Origin of the sequence: Burkholderia sp. AU28863, from assembly GCF_002223195.1 — a bacterium.
Lineage (GTDB): Bacteria > Pseudomonadota > Gammaproteobacteria > Burkholderiales > Burkholderiaceae > Burkholderia > Burkholderia sola.
Map to the genome: position 1 here is coordinate 941313 of NZ_NKFE01000005.1, position 21372 is coordinate 962684.

At 67.3% G+C, this 21372-nt stretch carries 15 protein-coding genes; 7 read left to right on the forward strand and 8 right to left on the reverse strand.

All coding sequences use genetic code 11. The annotated features are described in order from the left end of the window. The first annotated feature begins 109 nt into the window (after positions 1–109). Positions 110–1963, forward strand: coding sequence for a serine aminopeptidase domain-containing protein (locus tag CFB81_RS20735; protein WP_089436353.1), 1854 nt, complete (start codon positions 110–112; stop codon positions 1961–1963). 161 nt (positions 1964–2124) lie between these two features. On the opposite strand, the gene CFB81_RS20740 is transcribed toward CFB81_RS20735, so the two are convergent. Further along, complete coding sequence (locus tag CFB81_RS20740) at positions 2125–2613, reverse strand: hypothetical protein (RefSeq protein ID WP_249190216.1); 489 nt, start codon at positions 2611–2613, stop codon at positions 2125–2127. A gap of 76 nt (positions 2614–2689) precedes the next feature. On the opposite strand from CFB81_RS20740, the gene CFB81_RS20745 reads away from it, so the two are divergent. Genes CFB81_RS20745 through CFB81_RS20755 form a run of 3 tightly spaced genes read left to right on the forward strand, consistent with a single transcriptional unit; the run spans position 2690 to position 7625 of the window. Then, a complete protein-coding gene (locus tag CFB81_RS20745; RefSeq protein WP_069616386.1) occupies positions 2690–3907 on the forward strand; it encodes a polysaccharide biosynthesis/export family protein in 1218 nt (405 codons plus the stop codon). Between the two features lie 59 nt (positions 3908–3966). Beyond that, on the forward strand, positions 3967–6240 hold the full coding sequence (locus CFB81_RS20750; RefSeq protein ID WP_089436354.1) for a polysaccharide biosynthesis tyrosine autokinase: 2274 nt from the start codon (positions 3967–3969) through the stop codon (positions 6238–6240). Then, complete coding sequence (locus CFB81_RS20755) at positions 6237–7625, forward strand: oligosaccharide repeat unit polymerase (RefSeq protein ID WP_089436355.1); 1389 nt, start codon at positions 6237–6239, stop codon at positions 7623–7625. Before CFB81_RS20750 ends, CFB81_RS20755 begins: the two co-directional genes overlap by 4 nt. Positions 7626–7664: 39 nt before the next feature. Here CFB81_RS20755 and CFB81_RS20760 read toward each other — a convergent pair whose 3' ends face one another. The 4 genes from CFB81_RS20760 to CFB81_RS20775 all read right to left on the reverse strand — a co-directional run bounded on the left by CFB81_RS20760 (position 7665) and on the right by CFB81_RS20775 (position 12461). Next, positions 7665–8717 (reverse strand): acyltransferase family protein, encoded by a 1053-nt coding sequence (locus CFB81_RS20760; protein WP_089436356.1) that lies wholly within the window; start codon positions 8715–8717, stop codon positions 7665–7667. 130 nt (positions 8718–8847) lie between these two features. After that, positions 8848–9927, reverse strand: a complete 1080-nt coding sequence (locus CFB81_RS20765; protein WP_089437085.1) for a glycosyltransferase family 1 protein — start codon at positions 9925–9927, stop codon at positions 8848–8850. Positions 9928–9948: 21 nt separating this feature from the next. Continuing rightward, positions 9949–11097 carry a glycosyltransferase gene (locus CFB81_RS20770; RefSeq protein WP_069616390.1) on the reverse strand — a complete coding sequence of 383 codons (1149 nt, stop codon included), beginning with the start codon at positions 11095–11097 and terminating at the stop codon, positions 9949–9951. Between the two features lie 317 nt (positions 11098–11414). Further along, positions 11415–12461: a glycosyltransferase family 2 protein gene (locus CFB81_RS20775; RefSeq protein WP_069616586.1), complete on the reverse strand. Its 1047-nt coding sequence runs from the start codon at positions 12459–12461 to the stop codon at positions 11415–11417. 292 nt (positions 12462–12753) lie between these two features. Here CFB81_RS20775 and CFB81_RS20780 point away from each other — a divergent pair, with 292 nt between their 5' ends. Then, a complete protein-coding gene (locus tag CFB81_RS20780) occupies positions 12754–14040 on the forward strand; it encodes a right-handed parallel beta-helix repeat-containing protein (protein ID WP_089437086.1) in 1287 nt (428 codons plus the stop codon). Between the two features lie 95 nt (positions 14041–14135). Here the strand turns inward: CFB81_RS20780 and CFB81_RS20785 are convergent, their stop codons facing one another. Further along, the gene (locus tag CFB81_RS20785; RefSeq protein WP_089436357.1) at positions 14136–15713 is read right to left on the reverse strand and encodes a mannose-1-phosphate guanylyltransferase/mannose-6-phosphate isomerase; all 1578 of its coding nucleotides are present in this window, start codon (positions 15711–15713) and stop codon (positions 14136–14138) included. Then, the gene (locus tag CFB81_RS20790) at positions 15710–16288 is read right to left on the reverse strand and encodes a drug:proton antiporter (RefSeq protein WP_069616587.1); all 579 of its coding nucleotides are present in this window, start codon (positions 16286–16288) and stop codon (positions 15710–15712) included. Before CFB81_RS20790 ends, CFB81_RS20785 begins: the two co-directional genes overlap by 4 nt. Before the next feature lie 919 nt (positions 16289–17207). Here CFB81_RS20790 and CFB81_RS36640 point away from each other — a divergent pair. After that, positions 17208–17330: a hypothetical protein gene (locus tag CFB81_RS36640; protein ID WP_256976287.1), complete on the forward strand. Its 123-nt coding sequence runs from the start codon at positions 17208–17210 to the stop codon at positions 17328–17330. Positions 17331–17476: 146 nt separating this feature from the next. Next, on the forward strand, positions 17477–18868 hold the full coding sequence (locus CFB81_RS20800) for a sigma-54 dependent transcriptional regulator (protein ID WP_069616393.1): 1392 nt from the start codon (positions 17477–17479) through the stop codon (positions 18866–18868). A gap of 41 nt (positions 18869–18909) precedes the next feature. On the opposite strand, the gene CFB81_RS20805 is transcribed toward CFB81_RS20800, so the two are convergent. Beyond that, positions 18910–21363 (reverse strand): glycoside hydrolase family 2 protein, encoded by a 2454-nt coding sequence (locus tag CFB81_RS20805; protein WP_256976288.1) that lies wholly within the window; start codon positions 21361–21363, stop codon positions 18910–18912. Between the last annotated feature and the right edge of the window lie 9 nt (positions 21364–21372).

The window sequence follows — 21372 nt, forward strand, 5'->3', positions numbered from 1 at the left end:
GCTGCCGCGCGTTCATCGACGAGCCGCACGAGCGTGGATCGCTCGTTCCGGTAGCGCGGCCCGAACGCGTGTCCGCGTCCGATAAAAATACCGATCCGAGGAGTACCGATTGAAGCCGATTACGTTCGGCAGCTGCGTGGGGTGGCTGCACGAAGGACAGACGACACAAGGTGTGATCCTGTGCGAATCGTTGGGGCACGAGGCATCGTGGACGCACAAGCTCATGCGGGCGATCGCCGAGCGCCTTGCCCGCGACGGCGTCACGGTGTTGCGATTCAACTATCCGTGCACCGGCGATTCCGCGGGCGACGACCGTGACGTCGATCGGCACGCCGCGACCATCGGCAGCATTCACGATGCGATCGATCTGCTGCGCGACCAGGTCGGTGTCGGGTCGCTGACGCTCGTCGGAATTCGTGCGGGCGCGCTGTTCGCGATGCTGGCCGCCGCGGGGGACGGCCGGCACCCGTCGCCGCGCGTCGACGCATTGGTGGCGCTCGCGCCGGTCGTGCGCGGACGCGCTTACCTTCGCGAGATGTCGTTCGTGCATCGCCAGTGGCTCGACGTCACGTCGCCCGCGATTCGCATCGCACATCGTGACGAGCCCTGCATGAACGTGCTCGGGCACCGCTTTCCGGACGATTTCGTCGCTGCGCTGAAGGCGGTCGATCTGTGCGACGTCGTGCGCGATGCCCCGAGGCTGCCTGATGCGATGCTGCTGATTCAACCCGATCAGGACGGACCTGCGTTGCGCGATGCGCTGCTCGCGCGGGGCGTGAACGTGGCGGCCGATCCGTTTCGCGAATGGCCGACGACGATGCTGGACGGTACGCGCTCGCGCCTGCCGCTCGCAGCCATCGACACGCTCGCGCGCTGGATCGGCGAACGTGTGCCGCGCACGGCCGCGGGCGTCGACCCGATGTGGCGGCATGATCCACCATGGAACGGCGAATCGGCCGCCGCGCTCGACATGACCGACATGACCGAGCAGGTCGTCGCGGTCGGGCCGGACCGTTTGGTCGGCGTACTGTGCCGTCCCGCCGAGACGGGGCCGGCGAATCCCGCCGCTCCGGCGCTCGTGATCGCGAACACGTCGACGAATCCACGAAGCGGCGAAGGGCGCTTCAGCGTGCGCCTCGCGCGGACGCTTGCACGCGCCGGCGTCACGACGCTGCGGATCGACGTGAACGGCGTCGGCGACAGCGGGGCGGCCGCGCTCGACGACCAGTCGCGCGTCGTGTATTCGGCGCAGTCGAGCGACGACGTGGCGGCCGCCGCCGACTGGCTGCGTGCGCTTGGGCATCCTGACGTGGTCGCGGCCGGCATCTGTTCCGGCGCCTATGCGGCATTGCATGCGGCCGTGAAGACGCCGTCGCTCGGCGGCGTGATCGCGATAAACCTGGCGCGCTTCGTGTGGCCGGCCGGGCTCTCGCTCGATGCGGTGCAGAAGCAGCGGAACAACTCGGTGCGCGGCTACTGGCTGTCGGTGCGCGACTGGCAGAAGTGGAAACGCCTCGTGCGCGAACGGCGCGATTTGCGGCCGATCGTGCGCGCCGTCGCCGCTAATGCGATCGCGCGAGTCAGTGTGCCGGTGAAGGAGGCGGCCGCGCGCGTCGGCTGGAAGCCGCGCGCCGGCACCCCACGCGGCGTGATGCATGTGCTTGCGCAACGCAATGTCCGCACGACGCTCGTATATGGCGCGCTCGATCCCGGCATCGACGATGTCCGGCGCCACTTCGGCGCGATCGAGCATGCGTTCAGGTGCTCGCGACACGTACGGCTGCACCTCGAGCCGCAGGTCGATCACGCGGTGTACGGCGCGGTCGGCACGGACATCGTGATCGAGCGGTGCTTGCAGGCGCTCGGTCGCGATTTGACGAGGCCGGCCGTGCACGTTGCCGATCCTGTCGCGCGCGAAGCGGCTGCGGGATCGTACGCGAACGTGTCGGTCGGCAGGCCGTGATGCGCGCCGTGCCGCATGCGTCGGCGCTTTGGGGCGCGATCCCCGCTTCGTATGAAGATCGACGTTCGGTGGGGTCGCTCACAGACGCGCCGTTCGCCGTAGTGTCCAATCGCTTATCGATGCATGCACGGTCATGCCGCGGCATGACCGGCCGGGATGGGTCAGTCCCGATCGCCCGGCTCCGCATAGGGTGATTTCGCGTAGGGCGATGCGTACAACGTGTCGCTGCGCCATACGTCGTCGGCGGGTGCATTGGCGACCTGCGCGCGATGTGGCCGCGCCGGCACGAGCGGCCGGCGCAACGTGACGCGGGCCCGCGTGTCGGGCTGGACGGCGGCGCTCGCGGCTGAACCGGCGATCGCGGGTGCTGTCGCCCCGGATGCAGCCGCGGACGCTGTCGCAACGGGTTCGGCGGCCGCACTCGGGCCGACGGCTTGCGCCGAGCGTTGTGGCGGCACCGGCGCAACGAGCGTCGACGACGCGAAGGGCGGTGTGTCGGCAGGACTGCCGGGCAGCGTTTGGGCGCCGGCGGCACAGACGAAGCCGGTCGACACGATGCAGACGAAGGGCGCAAGCGATGAAGAGAAGTTCATGACGGATCGTACGGAGTGACGTGCGGTGAAGAGGCCGGTGCGGCATGCAAGCTGCAATGCAAGCCGCGCTGGGCAAGCGTAATGCCGGAATTCGCCGCGTTCGGCGGGTTACCGCACAGTTTGGAAGAGCACCATGTCAATCACCACGCAACCGGAATCGACGCGCGGCACGCCGCGGCCTGGCGCCCGTCGCGCGCCGTGGCTGTCGCGCATGGCGATCGTGGCGGCCGCATGCGCGCTGAGCGCATGTGCGCTGTCGCCCGGCATGACTTACCGCGCGCCGGCGGAGCGCGACGCGAATGCGCGCGTGAGCGCCGACGCATCGGGTTCGGGCGGCCTCGACGGCGTGCAGAACGTGTCGAGCGAGGATCTGATCGAGATCACGCCGGCATTCGTCGCGCAGCACCATGCGGGACGGCCGGCCAACGTCGACGCGGAGATCCGCCAACTGTTCGGCAAGCCGACGCCGTACACGATCGGACCCGGCGACGTGCTGAGCATCATCGTATGGGACCACCCCGAATTGAACCTGCCGACGACGCAGACGGTCGGCGGCGGCGACGGGGTCGGCGCGAGCTCGGTCGCGACGGGCTATACGGTCGATGCGACCGGCAACGTCCAGTTTGCGTACGCCGGCCTCGTGCACGTGGCGGGATTGACCGAGGCACAGGCGCGCGCGCTGCTGACGAAGCGGCTCGGAGAATACGTGCGCAAGCCGCAGCTCGCGCTGCGCGTGCAGAGCTACCGCAGCAAGCGGGTCTATCTCGACGGCGAAGTGCGCACGCCGGGTCTGCAGATCGTCAACGACATGCCGATGACGCTGCCCGAGGCGATCGACCGCGCGGGCGGTTTTACGCCGACGGCGGATCGCTCGCAGGTTTCGGTGACGCGCGGCGACACGACCGTGAACGTGAGCCTGCCGGCACTGATCGCCGCGGGCGTGAATCCGTCGAACATCCTGTTGCGCGACGGCGATCTCGTGCGCGTGCGCGCGGCGAGCGACGCGAAGGTATTCGTGCTCGGCGAGGTATCGCGGCCCGCGACGCTGACGTTGACCGACGGGCGGATGAGCCTCGGCGAAGCGCTCGGCGACACGGGGGGCGTGAGTCAGTACACGTCGGACGCGCGCCAGGTGTTCGTCGTGCGCCGCGGCCCCGACAACCGCCCGCGGGTGTACCACCTCGACGGCAGCTCGCCCGCGTCGTTCGCGCTCGCCGACCAGTTTCCGCTCGAGCGGCGCGACGTCGTGTTCGTCGATGCGTCATCGCTGGTGCGCTGGAGCCGCGTCGTGAACCTGCTGATTCCGTCGTCCGCGCAAGGTGCGCTGACGGCGAAAGCCATTTCGCCGTGATGCCCGAGGCGAATTTCGTGACCGCGACCGTACGTCGCGCCATACGGGACTGATGCTGCATGAACACTTCGACCCTGCCTGACCCGCACAGCGGGCGCATTCTGCGGCCGTCCTATCCGGTGCGCCGCTACTGGAGCATGCTGTATGGCGGCCGGCGACTGATCGTCTGCACGGCGCTTGCGGGTGCGCTCGCGGGCGGCCTGTATGCGCTGTTCGCGGCCCCCGTTTACCGCTCCGACATCCTGTTCCAGGTCGAGCAAAGCCAGGCCGATTCGAAGCAGACGTCGCCGCCCGGCGATCCGTCGTCGGTGTTCGATCTGAAGACCGATGCATCGACCGAGATCGAGGTGCTCAAATCCCGTGCGGTGCTCGACCGCGCGATCCAGAGCACGAACCTCGCTCTCGACGCACGGCCGCATTACCTGCCGCTGATCGGCTGGCGCTTCGTGAACGCGGCCGACGGGCTGTCGTCGCCGCTGCCGGGGGGATATGTGTATGGCACCGAGCGCATCGACGTGCCGACCTTCGACGTGCCCAAGCGCCTGCTCGGCAAGCGTTTCGCGCTGACCGTCGGCGACGACGGCGCGTACACGCTGCAGCGCACGGGCCTTTTCGGCCGGAAAGGACCGGTATGGCAGGGCCGCATCGGCCAGCCGCTGCACATCGAGACGCCGCAGGGGCCGATCGACGTGTTCGTGCGCGACGTGGCCGGCCAGCCCGGCGCACGCTTCGACCTGACGCGCTACAGCGACGAAGAGGCGACGACGTGGCTGCAGAAGAACGCGCTGATCTCGGAGCGCGGCAAGCAGTCGAACATGATCGGCGTGACGCTCGACGGCATCGATCCCGTGCACGACAGCCGTGTGCTGAACGCGATCGGGGAGGCGTATCTGGCGCAGAACACGCAGCGCAAGTCCGAGGCTGCCGACAAGCTGATCCGATACATGGACGGCCAGCTGCCGCAACTGAAGGCGCAGCTGGAAGCGGCGGAGAGCCGCTTCAACGCATTCCGTGCCTCGCACGGGACGGTCAATACGAGCGATGAGGCACTGGCATTGCGTCAACAGTCGGTCGACATCGAGACGCGTGTCCAGACGCTGCAGCAGCGGCGCGAGGAACTGCTGACGCGCTTCATGCCGAAGCATCCGGCCATCGTGGCCGTCGATGCGCAGCTCGCCGATGCGCAGCACTCGCTCGACACGACCCGCAAGCAGATCCAGCAACTGCCGACCGTCGAGCAGGGCGTGCTGCAACTGCAGCGCGACGTGGCCGTCGATACCGCGCTGTACACGAACCTGCTCAATACGCGCCAGCAGATGGTCCTCGCGCGCGCCAGCAAGACGGGCACCGTGCGGATCGTCGATACGGCGAAGGTCGCCGAGCAACCGATCGGTCCGCATCGCGGGGTCGCGGTGGCCGGCTTGCTGATGATCGGCCTGCTGGCGGGCGCGGCGATCGTGGTCGCCCGGCAGCGTGTCGTCGGCACGATCGGCGACGCGGAGGAAATCGAATGGGCGACGGGTTTGCCGGTGTTCGCGACGGTCCCGCACAGCGCCGTCGCGGCACAAGCGGAACTGCGGTCGAAGGTGCGCCGTCGCGGCCAGCGCATGCTGGCGACGCAGGCCGAGGCTCAGGACGCGGCGCTCGAAAGCCTGCGCAATTTCCGGGCGTCGCTGCAACTGTCGATGCCGGCCGCATCGAATCCCGTCGTGCTGATTTCCGGCCCGACGACGGGCGTCGGCAAGTCGTTCGTCGCGGCCAACATCGCGTCGCTCGTTGGCGCCGCGAAACGGCGCGTCCTGCTGATCGATGCCGACTTGCGCAAGGGCTCGCTGCACGACCGTTTCCGCTATAGCCGCGCGCCCGGGCTGTCCGACGTGGTGGCGGGCACCCACACGCTCGACGACGCAATCAAGCGCGGCGTCGCACCGGGCCTGGATTTCATCGCGATGGGCAACGTCGTTCCCGATCCGGGCGAACTGCTGTTGCAGCCCGCGCTCGCCGAACTGATCGAGCGGGTCGCGTCGCGCTACGACATGGTCGTGCTCGACGGCCCGCCGTTGCTCCCGGTTGCCGATGCGCTGGTGCTCGGGCGCCTGGCGGGCACCGTGTTTCTCGTCGCGCGGAGCGGCGTGACGACGTTGACGGAACTCGACGAAAGCGCGCGGCGGCTCGAGCACGCGCATATCGGCGTGCGCGGCGTGATCCTGAACGACTACAAGGGCGCGCCGGGACGGTACGACTACGGCTACAACGACGCGAACACGCATCAGGCCACGTCCGGGTTGACGGGGATGATGGCGTCGCGGCAACGGGCGGAACGCCCGTCATGAACCGGCGAGCGGGCGGGGTTGGGTCCGCCGGGCCTCGGCAAGACCCGGCGACGCTGCGCAGGATGGCGCGCGTGCGCGGTGCGGCGGGTGGTTACACGGGCTACTGGTGGGAAGATCCGGCCCGGCTCGTGCTGATGTTCATCCTACCGTTGTACGGATTGCTGTCGCTCAGCCTGCTGGGCGACCAGAAGTCGATTGCGCGAATCTATTTCGACGGCTACTACGCGTTCGCCGGCGCGCTGTTCCTGATGGTGGTGACGGCGACGGCGTGGCTCGCGACGACCGAAGCGCGGACGCGGCGCGGGCCGCCGGAAACGCCCGTCGAGGTGCCGCCGCGCGTGCTCGATGTCCTGTTTGCACTCGCGCTGTTCGGCAATCTCGTGATGATGAGCGGGATCATCGCGCGTCCGGCGCTGCTGTTCGAGTTCCTGCACGGACAGGCTACCGCGTACGACATGCTCCAGCAGATCGGTCGCATCACCGGGTTGAGCTCGTTTACGCAGGCGACGTCGCCGTTCGTCGCGCTCTATTTCTACGTGTTCCGGACGCCGGCGAAAGGCCTGAACCGCTACAAGATCTACATGGCCGTGCTCGCGGTGCTGACGCTGCTGCGCAGCTTCCTCTTCGCCGAGCGCCTCGCGTTGATCGAGATGGTGATGCCGCTCGCGCTGATGGTCGTGCGGTTCCGGCTGCACGGCCGGTATGCGCGGCTGCTGACGCTCGGGCCGTACGCGGCGATCCCGCTGTTGTTCGCGCTGTTTATCGCGAACGAGTACAACCGGTCGTGGGAAGCCTATTACGTCAATGTCTACGACAACATCTTCGATTTCGCGCTTGAACGGCTCGGCCTGTACTATTCGACGTCGCTGAACAATGGGGCGGGGATGCTTGCCGTGCTCGGCTGGGGTCAGGGCCATCCGATGTTCACGTTCGACTGGCTGATGCGCTTTCCGGTGATCGGCGCGACGTTTCAGCCGTGGTTCGATTCAAGCGACAGCTTCAACCTGTTTCTGAACAGCTACGCAGACCCGGAATTCAACAATCCGTCCGGGATCTTCGTCCACTTCTATGAATGGGGCTGGTTCGGGCTGCTCGACGCGGCCGTGCTGGGCTGGATCGTTGGCCGAAGCTATGCGGGCTGGCGCAGCGGCAACGGGTTCTGGTGTTGCGCGCACGCGGTGCTCTACGTGTCATTGATGGAAATCATGCGTACGCCAAATCTGTTCAGCGGACGCAATTTCCTGCCGATCGTGCTGCCGATCATCGTGTTCCATTGGTTCGGGAAGCGGCCGGCGAGCGTTGCGCCTTCCGCCACGCGTACCGCATCCGGGCGCGGGACGCGCACCTCGGAAACGAACGGGCGCGACGGCAGTGCAACGGCCTAGCAACGCACAGGGAGGCCGGCCTCAGGATGACCCTGAAGCTCAAGCGGTGCGCGTTCGTGCCGCCGTGTCGCGTCCTGGCCACGACGGGAAACCGGCAATGTGCGCGACCCCTGTCCGCAATGCGACCAGATAGACGGCGATCGGGATCGCGACACCGGCCAGCGTGCCGAGTACGAGGTGTGCCGCGAGATCGGTGACGCCGGCGCGTATCAGCACGATCCGTACGGCCGCCATCGCGAAGATGTGGGTCAGGTAGATCGGCATCGATGCGCAACCGATCGCCGCCAGCCATGCCGCGCGTGCCGGCTGTGACGCATACCGATGCGCGAGTTGCAGCGCCAGCGCGATGCCCGAGAACGCAGCGGGAAGCGCCCAGATGCTCGTCGCGCTACCGAAGCCGTGAGCGAATACGACCGCAGCGACGAAGGCCGTTGCCGTGGCGGCGCATGCGGTTGGCCCGCTGTTGCGCGCGAGCCAGCCGGGCAATGCCTGAGACGCAAGGACGCCCGCCACGAAGAACGGTGCGTTCATCAGCGTGATCGACAGGATGCCCCACCGCGTCGCCGCGCCGAGCACCAGCCCGAGCACCGCGCATCCGGCGAGCCAGCCGCGCGCCCGCGATGGCATGGGCGAACGCGTCGCATCCGGCACGGCCGCCGCGAAAGCCCGGATGCCGAGCATGCAGAGCATCAGCGCGTACAGGAACCAGAACTGTGCGAACGGTCGCCAGCCGATCGCCAGCAGGTCGTCCAGCGTGAACGGATGATTGGTGCCGTGCGACGCCATTGCAATCTGCACGGCGCCCTGCGCAATCGACCACAACAGGTACGGATACACGATCGTCCTGATCTTCGACCACAAGAAACCGTGCGGCGCGCGGCGCAGCGAGCTGCAGACGTGCAGGCCGGACAGGAAGAAGAACAACGGCATGTGGAACGTGTAGATCACGTAGTCGTTCCACGCGAATGCCGTGTCGGCCGCGCCTGCCGGCACAAGGTCGGCGGAAACGGCACCGCGCAGCACGTGCCCGTATACGACAAGAATGATTCCCGCGCCGCGGGCGACATCGAGGCTGGTTTCGCGAGCAGTCATGATGAAGGGGCGGCCGGCCCGTCAGGTTCCGCACCGCCGAGAAATCGGACAGTCGTTCACTGTATGGCGGGCCCGTGCGCAGGACAGTGCGGTGGGCGACAGTGGGTCGTCGTGCAGCCCGACGAATGGCCTACAGCCCCTCGAATATGGCTTTCATCATCTCGGCGCTTCGGCTCCAGCGATACTTCTCCGCGTGCAGGCTTCCCTTGCGTTTGAGTTCGGCCCTGAGTGCGTCGGAATCGAGCAGGCTCCGCAATTTCCGCGCGATGTCGTCTTGCGAGTACGGATCGCAGTACAGCGCCGCATCGGCACAGACTTCCGGCAGGGCCGCCGATTTGCCGACCACCACCGGGCAGCCGTAGCGCATCGCCTCGAGAGGCGGTATGCCGAAGCCTTCGTAGATCGACGGATACAGGAAGCATGCGGCGTTCTGATACAGCGCCTTCAATTGTTCGTCGCTGATATAGCCGACGTACTTGATGTTCGGTTCCGCCGCCGGCATGAGGTCCTGTTGGCCGAACACGGTGGTGTTCTGCATCCCGACGATGACGAGATCGACCGACGGATCGTTGATCTGCCTGAACGCCGCGATCAGCCGGCCGAAGTTCTTGGTGGGATTCATGCTGCTGACCGCGAGCACGAACCGGTTCGGTGTCAGCGCATGCTGGTCGAGCACGCTAGTGTCCGGTTCCAGGGTGTCGAGATGATCCGCACCGAGCGGTACGACGCTGATCTTCTCCGCGGCAACCCCGCAGTGATGCGCGAGGCGATCCCGCGAGAAATAGGAGTTGGTCAGCACGCAGACGGAGGTGCGCGCCAGGATCCAGAACATGATCCGGTACCACACGCGAAACGGGCGCGAGAAATGCGCGGGGGTGTCGAACACGGCCGCGTCATGCATGTAGATGATCTGGTTGCCGATGAAAATGGATGCCGAATTGCTGAGATTGACGATGCGGCCGCGGCGCGCGAACAACGGGAGGACCAGTTGCTCCCAGACCACGCCCTTGTAAAAGCCGACTTTGACCGTCTTCGCTCCGCTTACCTCGATGCCCGGTTGCGGAGGCACCAGCACGGTTACCGGATCCTGCGGCTGAAACTTGACCAGTGCGGCGATCAGCTCGCGTGCGACGCGTTGCACCCCGGTTGTCTTCTGCGTGGTGAATCGGCCGTTGTATACGAGTGGCTTCGGTTTCTTGAACGAGATCATGTCCATAAGGGGATATCGAAATCAGGCTTTGACGTGATCCGCTGCAACCGGCTTGAAGTCGCGCGTGTCGACGCGCGGCTCGTCGGTGCCGAGTCCGTAAAGCGCATGCCATTGCCGGAAGATCGCGCTCATCGAAAATCGTTGAATGGCGCGATTTCGCGCAGCCTGGCCCATCTGCTCGCGAAGTTGCCGATCGTCTCGGAGGGCGGTCACGTACTCGACCATCTCGTCGGGGGTTGACGCGACATAGCCCGTCACACCGTGAATCACCACGTCGCGATTGCCGACGACGTTCGTCACCACGGCCGGGATTCCGGCAACCTGCGCTTCGATCAGCGCGACCGGCATGCCTTCCCAGCGCGAGGTCTGGACATAGATGTCGAGTTCCGACGTCAACGCCAGCGCTCGCTCGCGGGTCACCCAGCCGCTGCATGCGACGGCCTCGCGCGCGGCGGAATCCGGGATCTCGGCCGCGTTGCCGCCGATCCACAGAAACTCGACGCCGGCGCCATGCAACGTGTCGGCGAGTCGCACGAATGCTTCATGATTCTTCTGGAACGACGCGCGGCCGCTCATCCCGATCACGATCTTGTGGTCGTCGCGCGTACGGCGGGCCGGAATCTCCGCGACGTTCACGCCGTTTTCCACCAGGACCGCCGATCTCGGCCTGACTTTTCCGTTGATCTCGCCGAGCTCGCTGCCCGAGCACGCGACAATGGTGCCGCCGATGCGCGCCGCGATGCGCTCGAAGCTCAGATAAGCGAACTGCTTGATGGGCGACACGTCGCAGCGCAGGAATGACAGGCCGTGCGGCGAGTAGAGGACCGTTGCATTCGGGGTGGCGATCCGGGCAGCGATGCGTCCCAGCACACCGGCCTTCGACGAGTGCAGATGAATCGCGGTCGGCTTGCAGTCGCGCAGGTTGCGGACGAGGGCATGCACGCTCTGCAGATCCTGCCGGACGTTGACCTCGCGCACCATGTCGACGTAGACCAGCTTCACGTCGGGCCGGAACAGCGTCGAGAAATCGGTCGGCGTTTCCGGCCGGATCGAGTGCAGCACCGTCACGTCGACGCCGGCCGCGGCGGCATGGTTGGCGAGATAGGTGAGCATCGACAGCACGCCGCCGCCGAATGCTTCGGCAATATGAACGATCTTTTCTTGGGTCATCTCTCGGTCTGTCGATTCGGTCGCGCTGTTCGTTACCCAGTGCGACGATGGGGGCGGCGTATCGTCAATCCGTCGGCGGGTCATGCAAACCGGACGTTCGATGCATTACGCATTCCTGATTGATTGATGCGTGATCATCGCCGCCATTGCTTCCCGTCCATCGTGCATGGTCGCGCAAACACGCCACGCGACTGCGATATCTACCGCCACGCATGCATCAACTGGTGAGGACCATTGTGGAGCGCATGCCGCACGCACTCGGTGCGATGGCTAACCGAACAAGCGAATCGGCAGCCGTGGTCGCGCTCGGATGGTATTCATCGCACGCCGGCGCGTGGGGCGGGCGACTTGCGAACGCGAGCGAGCGGATTGGACAGATAGCGGATCGCGCGATTGCTCAGCGTTGACGATGGCAGCAAACACGCGAGCGACAACACGGTGACCGCCGCCTTCTTGGCCGGGCGCCAGAACGGGTTGCGCAGCACGGTGTGCCAGTAGCGCCCCGATTCGCACAGGAACCAGCGCCAGCGCCGCGCCAGCGGCGCGCGATACAGCGTGCTCGCAAAGCGTGCCTTCTCGATGGCGAAGTCGAGTGGGGCCATCGGCAGCGCTTCCCGCAACCGCGTGCCGGCGAGCGTGCGCAGGATCGACCAGCGGCGTTCGGCCTTCAGTGCACCGGTTGCCGCGTCTTCCGAGTTGGCGAGCGCGAGGGCCGGGCCGTCGGACGCGCTTGCGTTCGACTGCTGGTGCATGCGATAGCCGCCGAGCGTCGCATCGATCATGTGGACGGCACCGAGCAGCGCGATGCCGTAGATCGCGTAGAAATCGGCGCCATGCAGATTGTCGGCAGTGACGGGCACCGGAAAGATGCGTTTGAGCGCAGCGACCTGATACGCATTGCCCGATGCAGGCGGCGATGGGTACAGCCAGCCCGCGCGCAACAGGCGACCGCAATCCGTATCGACTACCGACTGCGGTACGCTCGCGCCGGTTCGCGCGCCGTCGTGCGCGATCACGTCGAGCCGGAAATGGACCTTCACGAAATCGCCGGATGCGAACGCGGCGAGCACGCGTGCCGCGGCGTCGGCATAGAGCAGGTCGTCCGCGTCGAGCAGGATGACGTAGCGTGACGTGACATGTTCCAGCGCCCGGTTGTACGCGGCAACTTGACCGCGATTCTCCTGGAACACCGCGGCAATGCGCTCGCCATACGAGCGAATGATGTCGCGCGAATCGTCGGTGGACCCGTCATCGACGATCAGGACGCGGACGCCGTGCGCGGTCTGCGCGAGTGCCGAGTCGATCGCGTCGCGCAGGTACTTGCCGTGGTTGTAGTTGCAGATTGCGATGGTCAGGTCGGTCATGTGCTGAAGTGGGACGGGCGGCGCGCGGACGATCGGGGTCATGATACGGATCGCGCGGCTGCGCACAGTTCGCGAGCCTACCGTTCGGGAATTCGCGCGCGCGTGGAATGTCGCGTCGTCGATGCGGTGCCGGGGCGCTTGGTCTGATGACGCACCGACGCCGTTCGGAGCCCGTGATCTAATCAACGTTGGAGCGTCGCCGCTTTCGTCGGCTTGGCGGACCGGCCATGCAGTCGGCCTTCAATGCATGCGGTTCGGCGCGCACGAAGACTTGCCAGGGAAACGATACGATATGCATGAGTTGCAACGCCTGTTGCGCATTGTGGTCGCCGGCATGTGCATGGCGGGCGCGCTATCGTGGCCGGAACTCGCCGCGCCCGCGACCTCCACGACCCAACCGGCCGCACTTGATGCGCCCGTACCGGACGCGTACGTGCGTCCGGATCCCGCCGGGGCCGATCAGGGCGACGCGCTGCAACGTGAGCTTGACGCGCTGCGGCCGGGGCAACGGCTCGTATTCGCACCGGGGCGGTATGTCGTCAGCCGGTCGCTCGTCGTGCGACAGGCACGTGTGGTGCTGTCGGGATTCGGCGCGACGCTGATCGCGACAGCGCCGAACGATCAGACGATCGAGTTGCGCGGCGACGGTACGACGCTCGTCGGGTTCCGGCTCACGGGAACCGGCACCACGCGTCTCACGACGCCGGAGTCGACGAAGATCGAGGTCACGGGGCGCGACGTGCAGGTGCTCGACAACATCGTCGACGGTGGCGCAGGGGCCGGCATTTTCGTGTTCGGCGGCGCGGATGTCGCGATCGTCGGCAACGAGGTGCTGTCGACGCTGGCGGACGGCATTCACATGACGCACGGCTCGCACAACGTGCTGGTACAGGGCAACGTCGTGCGTGGAACCGGCGACGACATGATCGCCGTCGTGAGCTACCAGGCGGAAGGCGTGCTGACCCGCAACGTGATGATTACCGGCAACTCGCTGGAGGGCAACCCGTGGGGCCGCGGCATCACCGTCGTCGGCGGCGCGAACGTTACGATTTCAAACAACATCGTGCGCAACGTGCAGGTCAGCGCCGGGATTCTCGTCGCGCAGGAAGACAGCAACCGCACTGTCGGCTCGTCTGACGTCCGGGTCGAGCGCAATGTGATTGCCGATATCCAGACCGCGACAGGCCGGACCGATTTGCGTCCGCTCACGCAGCAAGGGGCGATCGAGGTCAGCACGTGGTCCGGTTCGGTATCGCGGGTGACCGTGATCGGCAATCGCGTTTCGAATGCACGATTCGATGGCATTCGGTTGTGGGGCAACGTGTCGGACGTACGGCTGGCGGACAATCAGCTGTCGGGAATCGGCGGCATGCCGGTGCGGGTCGGGCCTGAACCGGATTGCGCAGCCGGCGCGGCCGCGAGCGCGTCCGCGAACAATCGAGCAAGAAGCGCTCCGTGCGCGCGCGCGCGCCTGTCCCGGCCGGGCGCGCCCGACGCCCTCGGCGCCGATACGTCGCTCCTGCCGCGCGTGCGCGAATCCGTCAGACGGGTGCGCTGGTCCCAACGCGGCATCGATTGATCGTGCATGCGGTGCGCGGCCAACGCGCCGGCGCGATTCGCATGCACCGGTCGAACGGCATCGCGTTCCGCCGCTTCCTCCCGACGCTCGTCCGGTTAGCCCGGTTCGCCGGCCGAGAGCGGTACGACCGGCGTGGGCTGCGCGGAAGCCGCCCTTGTCGATGACTGAGCCGTCCCGACGACTGCCCGCCCATACTGATCGTCGAACCGCACGATATCGTCCTCGCCGAGATAGTTGCCCGATTGCACCTCGATGATTTCCAGCGGAATCCGACCGGGATTCTCGAGTCGATGCACTTCGCCGACGGCGATATACGTCGATTCGTTCTCGCACAGCAGGAAGGTCTCGGCGCCGCGCGTGACCTTCGCGGTGCCGCGCACGACGATCCAGTGCTCGGCACGGTGATAATGCATCTGCAGCGACAGCTGCCTGCCGGGTTCGACGACGATCCGCTTCACCTGGAAGCGCTCGCCGAAATCGATCGAATCGTAATGGCCCCACGGCCGTTGCACCTTGCGGTGCTCGCTCGCCTGCGGGCGCTGGTCGGTCTTCAGGCGCGCGACGATGTTCTTCACGCGCTGCACGTCGTGCCTGTTCGCGACCAGCACCGCATCGGCCGTCTCGATCACGACGACGTCCTTCATCCCGACGCACGCGATGAGGCGGCCTTCCGAGCGCACGAGGCTGTCCTGCGTATCCTCGAACACGATCGGCCCGCGCGCGACGTTGCCCTGATCGTCCTTCGGCATGATTTCCCAGATCGCATCCCACGTGCCGACGTCCGACCAGCCGGCCGCGAGCGGCACCACGATGCCTTCGATGCCGAGTTCGCCGTGTTGCGCGAGGCGCTCCATCACCGCATAGTCGATCGAATCCGACGGGCACGCGTCGAAGGCCGCCGCATCGATCCGGAAGAACGGATCGTCGGCGACGCCCGCGCGCCATGCGTTCTCGCAGGCGGCGTGGATGTCCGGCGCGAGCGCGCCGATCGCCTTCAGCCAGACCGATGCGCGCGTGACGAAGATCCCGCTGTTCCACCAGTAATCGCCCGATTGCAGATAGCGTTCGGCGAGCGCCGCATCGGGTTTTTCGACGAAACGCCCGATCGCGTAGCCGCCCTGGCTGCCGTGGCGGCCCGAACGCGGCTCGCCGACCTGGATGTAGCCGTAGCCCGTCTCCGCGCGGCGCGGCAGCACGCCGAGCGTGACGATCGCGCCTTCCTGCGCATAGCGCGCCGCGCGTGCGATCGCGTCCTGGAACGCGCCGACATCGACGATCACGTGATCGGCCGGCATCACGGCGAGCACGGGGTCGTCCGCGAGCGCGCTGGCGTCGAGCGCGGCCAGCGTCAGCGCGGGCGCGGTGTTGCGCGCGGCCGGCTCCAGCAGGATGCGGGCGGGCGCCGAGCGGCCGTGCACCTGCTCGGCGCTCATGAAGCGATGCTGTTCGCCGCAGACGAGCAGCAGCGTGTCGCCGAGCGACGCGTTCGCGATGCCGTTCAGGCGCCGCGCCGTCGCCGACAGCGGCGACTCGTTCGAGACCAGCTCGATCAGTTGCTTCGGATACTGCTCGCGCGACAGCGGCCACAGCCGCGTGCCGGAGCCGCCGGCCAGAATCACCGGCAGGATGCTCGGCAGATCGGGTTCGGGAACGGGGCGAAGGGTGGGGGTCATCGGTTCGCTCCGGTGTCGACGGGTAGTCGGGTGCGCGCGCGGCCGTCGGCGCGCGTGTCGTCGTTGCGCGAGACCGAGACAGCCCGCGACAGCAGGTGACGCAGTGCGCCGGCTGCACGGTCGGCCGACCGTACCAGGCCGACGAACGGCGCACCCTGTTCGAGATACGGGCCGTACGCCTTGCGGAATCCGAACTGTTTGTAGAACGCCTGACGCGGCGCGGGGACGTGCGTGCGCACCGCGGTGTCCGGCCACGCGGCCTGCGCGGCGGTGAGCGCGCGCCCGATCAAGCGTTCGAGCGTGTCGTCGTCGCGGCAGCTTTCGCTCGTCAGCACCTTGTCGATCACGACGTCCGGATCGATGTCGTCGCCGGGCAGGATGCGCGCGTACGCGGCGACTTCCGTGGTGTCGCCGTTGCGCACGCTCGCGTAGACGTGCAACGCGCCCGCGTCCTTGCCGTCGATGTCGAGATGCGTGTGCGCATCCTCGACGACCAGCACGGCGTTGCGCGCGCGCAGGATTGCATAGAGATCGACGGCGCTCAGATGTTCGAATTCACAACAATGCCATTCCATGATGCTGTCCTCGCGTGATGCCTTCGGCACGCCGCGCCGCACGGACGAGATCGTTCCGTGCGGCGCGGCGATCTTCATCATCCGGATGCATGGTGCGGCAGTCTGTTCGAAAGCGTACTCACGCTCCGGATTCGCATGCACGGCGCGGGATACGACGCGACGTGCGCGTTACGGGAGCGTCGCAATGTGCGGTAGCACACACCGTCGGGGCCGGTGCCTTTTCATAATTGCTTCGTCGTGGCGGCCTGCAATGAAGCGTGGCCGGCCGATATCGCGCGCAAACAAGTCACCCGGACGCGGGACCGACGATTGCGGTCGTTCGCGACCGGCCGACCGCGCGCCTGCACCGCCGTGGTGATCTGCCGGTGCGTCTGCTCCGGCCAACGCGTGCGCGGTGGGCGATCGCGCCGGCAGGGCCGTCATGTTGCACCGCACGGCACACGGGCGGGCGTCCGAGGCCCGGCCGAGCCCGTCGGCCGGAACTCGCGAAAAGGTGCTGCGCGGCGCGATGCCGGAGATTACGACGTGTAACGGCCGGGCGGCCCGCGCGCCGGCGCAATGCGATGCGGCGGCCGTCCGGCCAGCGCGATTATGTGGGCCGCGCGCGCGGTCCCACGCACTTTGGGGAGATTTCGGTGAAAATCGCAGGTAATCGTTAGTATCAATGTTGCGGAAAAGTAGTATTTGCCACTGATTGACGGGAATGGTCGGAGATAATCAAATCTCAGTGGTCAAAAGCGCGCAGCGCGGGACCACGGGCAGCGTAACCGACTGATTCAGGATTATCTTTTGGTAACAAGGTCATCTCGAAACGGGGTGTAGATTCAGGTGCGGATGAAATGGGGCGGTCGATCCGGGCGCGGTTTGGCGGCCCTCCGGTTCAGCATCGGGCGCGAGTGTCGTGTACGACGCGACGCACATGCGGAAGGAATTTCCGTTTGCCGGCGTGCCCCGCCTGACGGCGGATCGCTTCAAAGCCGGAATGTCATGGCTCCCGCAGCCGCGCATTCCGTTCGAGTTTGATGACAACGAGGCCGGATGACATCCGGCTCGACCTCCGGGGGTTTTCGCCGTGTGCAGTTTCGATCTTCGCCAAAGCTGCGGAAACGCAGCGCGGAAAGGCGGCCATGCGCCGCCGGCCGCAGCGCACGCGAACGGTTCGCGGAGTGCAGAGAGTGACGGTTCGTTATGAATATGCCAATAACGCGCGATAAGAGCGCCGGCGCGGGGAGCGGTAACGGGCAGCGTCCGCTGATTTACTGGACGCAGTCGCCGTCCGTGATGCTGCGAAAGGAATTGTCGCGTCGCGACTGGAAAGTGACGGTCGTCGCGCATGCGAACGAACTGCGCGACACATCGGGCGAAATTACCTGCGGCATTCTCGACCTGAGCGGCGGCCATGCCGATGCGATCGGCAGCATCGCGTCGACCTGCGCGTCGATGCGCGACGTCGTCTGGGTAGCGCTCGTGGACGTCGGCCAGACGGCCTCGCCGAACGTGCGCGCGCTGCTGCGCGACTACTGCTTCGACTACGTCACGCTGCCGGCGTCGCACCAGCGGATCGCCGATACGGTCGGCCATGCCTACGGCATGGAGTGCCTCTTCGCGCGTGATCGCGAACAGCTCGAATCGGAGGAAAAGGGCATCGTCGGCACCTGCAGCGCGATGTTGCGGCTGTTCGATACGGTGCGGCGTTTCGCGCGCACCGACGCACCGGTGTTCGTGTTCGGCGAAACGGGAACCGGCAAGGAGCTCACGGCCGTCGCGATTCACCGTCATTCGGAGCGACGCAACGGCCCGTTCGTCGCGGTCAACTGCGGCGCGATTCCGCCGCATCTGTTGCAATCCGAACTGTTCGGCTATGAGCGCGGCGCGTTTACCGGCGCGAACGCGCGCAAGATCGGCTACGTCGAGGCCGCGAACGGCGGCACGCTGCTGCTCGACGAAATCGGCGACCTGCCGCATGAAAGCCAGGCGAGCCTGCTGCGGTTTCTGCAGGAACGTTCGATCCATCGTCTTGGCGGCAGCGATCCGGTGCCGGTCGATGTCCGGATCGTGTCGGCGACGCACGTCGACCTGCGCGATGCGATGGAGGAAGGGCGTTTCCGCGCCGACCTGTTCCACCGGCTGTGCGTGATGCGCATCGACCAGCCGCCGCTGCGCGCGCGTGGCAAGGATATCGAACTGCTCGCGCACCACATGCTCGAACGCTTCCGCGGCGATGCGCGCCATCGCGTGCGCGGGTTTTCGACGGATGCGATCACGGCGCTCTACAAGCACGACTGGCCGGGCAATGTCCGCGAGCTGATCAATCGGGTGCGCCGTGCGGTCGTGATGACGGAGGGGCGCCTGATCACCGCGCAGGATCTCGAGCTCGAATACTGTCTCGATGCGGCGTCGCCGTCGGTCGCCGACATCCGCAAGTCGATCGAACGCGAGGCGATCGAAACCGCGTTATTGCGGACGCGCGGGCGCGTCGCCGCGTCGGCGCGCGAGCTCGGCGTGTCGCGCGCGACGCTGTATCGCTGGATGGAGGCGTACGGCATCGAGCGACCGCGCGGAACGGGCTCGTCCGACTGATACGCGGCAGCATGACGCTCGCGCCGGTCGCGAGCGTCGTGTCAGCCGGCCTGCGTGGCGCGCACCGCGCGCGCGGCGTTGACGGCCCGGATTGCGACCGTGGGCGGCACGTTGTCGTCCTCCACCGCGGGCTTCCCGTCGGTTCGCAATGGAATGAGCGCGATGCGCGCCGGCGTGCCGGGCGCGAGATGGAACCAGTCGTCGCTCGGCATGAAACCCGGCGCGTCGATCTGCACGTGGCGAACGACGTGTCGCGTGTCGATGTCGACGTGCCACGTCGCGCCGGTGCGCGACACGCATGCCTCGATTCCGGGCTCGCGACGCGCCAGCACGGCCGGATGCGTGCGGGACGGAAAATGGAACGCCTGCGACAGCAGCGTGCCGTCGTCGGCGCGCAGCGTCGCGACGACCGTATCGTGTTCGCAGGGGCCGAAGCGGTACGCGTAGGTCCAGTCGAAGAAGCGGCCGAGCAGTTCGGCCGAGCCGAGCCGTACCGTGTCGTGCGCGGCGATCCGCACCGGGGAGCCGGCCCGTGCGACCGGCGTGCGGCCGTCGCGCAGCGCGACCAGCTCGATCGCGGCCGACAGCGGAGCCGGGCGCTCGTTGACCACATGCACGTCGAGCCCGTTCAAGCCTTCGTCGACGAGCAGCACCTGGATCGGCTGCAGCACCTGACGCAGCGCATACCACGCCGATTTCGGCCGGTGCACGGCGTCGATCACGCCCCATCCGGCGCCCGGCATCACGTCCTGGAACTGCCACACGAGCGCGCCCGCGCAACGCGAACCGGTGCGCCGCCATTCGGAAAACGTTTCGCGCATCACGTCCGCGATCACCGCACGCGACAGCTCGACATAGCGTGCCGGGTCCTCGCGCCGCAGCCGGTCGGGCGCGACGTCGTACAGCGTCTGCAGGTAATGGTCGCGGATATCGTCGAAGTCCCACGACGTGCCGGGGTCGCGTGGCACGGCCGCCTTCCAGCGCGGTTCGTGCACGCCCGGCCAGCCGAGTTCCGCGAGCGTCGCATCGCACGGCACGTTCGCGAACGCGAGGCATTCGCTCGCAAAGCGCACGTCCGCGCGGCGCGCGTCGTCGAGCGGGCGCAGGTACGCGCCGACGCCGTAGTAGTGCGACACGCGTTCGCGCGGCACGAACGGCAGCACGCCGCCGTCGGGCGAGTCGGGCACGTACGGGACATCGGGGCGGTGCGCGGCCGCGTGGCCGGCCAGCCGGTCGGCCGTCAGCTCGAGGAAGCGCTGCTTCGGCCCGAGTCCCGACATCGCGGCCTGCTGCGCGATCTCGCTGCCGCCGCACAGCACCGCAAGCGACGGCGAAGCGCCGTGACGCGAGAGGAACTGGCTCGCTTCGCGATCGACGTTGGCCGCGAACGCGGGATCGTCGAGCGCGTAATCGAAGTTCGCGAAACCGAAGTCCTGCCAGACCAGCAGCCCGAGCCGGTCGCACCATGCGTGGAACGCGTCGGCCTCGTAGGTCATCGTGCCGCCGACTCGGATCATGTTGAAGCCGGCGTCGCGCGCGAGCCCCAGCAGGCGGCCGTAGGTCGCGTCGTCCGCGTGCAGCGCGAGCGGCGCGGCGCTGCTCCAGCAGGCGCCGCGCGCGAATACAGGCACGCCGTTGATGCGCAGTCCGAAACCCTTGCCGTCGGCGCAGGAGTCGACGTCGATCGTGCGAAACCCCGTCGAGCCCAGCGACCGGCGTGCATCGCCGATATGCAGCGCGATCTCGTAGAGCGCCGGTTCGCCGTGCGTATGGGGCCACCAGCGGCGCACGTTCGGTATCGCGACGCTCGTGCGCAGTCGGTCGGCGCCGGCCCGTTCGAGCGTCGCGTGATGTTCGCCGCACGACAGCCGCGCCGCGAACATGTCCGGCAGCGGCGCGGCGAACGTCAGTTCCGCATCGAGCCAGCCCGTGTCGCCTTCGACGCGCGCATGCAGTTTGCAATCGGTGAGAACGGGCCCGTCGGCCGGATCGAGCACGTCGACGGGCCGCCACGGGCCGGTGGGCACATACGGCGGAAACCAACCGGGCATATGCCCGAACAGCGACGTGCGGATCGTGCGCAGCGTGGCCGGTTCGGCGAGCCGCGTACGCCAGCGCGCGCGGCGCGGCGCGCGCGCGTCGCGCAGGTGCGGCGCGAGCGCGCGGAAACAGACGGTCAGCCGGTGCGTGCCGTCGAGCGCCACGGGCACGTCGTGCGCGACGAACATGCTGTCGGAGCGGAGGATCGGCGTGTCGTCGAGCCAGGCCTGCGCGAGCGTCGCGAGGCCGTGAAAGCGCAAGATGCGCGGCCCGCGCCCGCGCAGCTCGAGTCGGTACCAGTGGTCGCGCTCGTCGAGCGACGCGGCTTCGTCGAGCCGGCCAGCCAGCGCGAGCGCCTGCGCGACCGTGCCGGGCACCGGCGCCGTGATCCAGCCGTCATGGTCGGCCGGAAGGTCGCGCGGCGCCCGCGCGGCGCCCGCGGCCGTCGCCAGCATCGACCACGC